Raw genomic sequence first — 1,080 nt, 5'->3', positions numbered from 1 at the left:
CTACTTGGGCATGAGGACCGTGTCGATGATGTAGACGGTGGCGTTGGCGGTGGGGACGTTGCCGCAGACCACGTTCGCACTGTCGTTGACCTTGTAGGAGGTGCCCGAACCGGACGTGGTGAGCTTGCTCTTCTCCAGGGTGTCGAAGGACCCGTTCCCCAGCTGCTGGGGAGTGAGCTTCTGGCCGACCACGTGGTAGGTGAGGATCTTGGTGAGCGCGGCCTTGTCGTTCAGGACCTTGTCCAGATCGGCCTTGGGGATCTTCGCGAAGGCGTCGTTGGTGGGGGCGAACACCGTGATGTTCTGCGCGTTGTTCAGGGTGTCGACCAGGCCGGCCTTCTTGACCGCGGTGACCAGGGTGGACAGCGCCGGATTGTTGGAGGCGGCGGTGGCGACGGGGTCCTTGGCCATCCCGTCGAACGAGCCCGCGCCGTCCTTGGGCACCGATGCGCACGCCGCGCCGAACGGCTTGTCCGTCATCGACGCGTCTCCACTGCTTGAGGACTGCGCGTCCGACGGGGCGGCGGACTCGGACGACGAAGCGGCGTTGTCCTTCTTGCTGTTGTCGCCTCCGCAGGCGCTGAGCGCGAGGGGCAGTACGGCGGCGGCGGTGACGGCGATCGCGGCACGGCGGAAACGCAGGGCATGCATGACTTCTCCTGTGAGGTGATGTGAATCGGGCCGTTGGGGCCCGGACGAAGGGGAGGCTGTGCTGGTTCTCGGAGCGGGAGTGGTCAGTCCACGGTGATCACCACCGAGTGCCGGCCGCTGGCGCCGTCCGGGATGGTCGGGGCGCGCTGGTCGGTCTGTACCTGGCCGGTGCGGTCGGTGGCCCGGACCGTCAGCGTGTGTCCGCCAGGGGTGGCTTTCCAGGGCAGGGACCACTGGCGCCAGGTGTCGGTGGTGTCCTCGGCGGCGAGGTCGGCCCGCATCCACGGACCGTCGTCGACCCGGACCTCGACCCGGTCGATGCCTCGGTGCTGCGCCCAGGCGACCCCGGCGATCATCACCGTGCCCGCCTTGGGCCGGGCGAACGGTTTCGGGGTGTCGATCCGGGACTCCGTCTTGATCGGCGCCTTC

At 68.2% G+C, this 1,080-nt stretch carries 2 protein-coding genes; both read right to left on the bottom strand.

The window, feature by feature from the left end; genetic code table 11:
- On the bottom strand, window positions 1–651 hold the full coding sequence (locus DT019_RS39050) for a fasciclin domain-containing protein (protein WP_114041741.1): 651 nt from the start codon (window positions 649–651) through the stop codon (window positions 1–3).
- Window positions 652–734: 83 nt separating this feature from the next.
- Window positions 735–1,080: Ig-like domain-containing protein (locus DT019_RS39045; RefSeq protein ID WP_262985371.1), on the bottom strand; the 346-nt coding region annotated here is incomplete at its 5' end.

Origin of the sequence: Streptomyces sp. SDr-06, assembly GCF_003324565.1 — a bacterium.
In the GTDB taxonomy this organism is placed as follows: Bacteria; Actinomycetota; Actinomycetes; order Streptomycetales; family Streptomycetaceae; genus Streptomyces.
The sequence above is the reverse complement of the archived record's forward strand: the minus strand, read 5'-3'. Positions and strand labels throughout refer to the sequence as shown.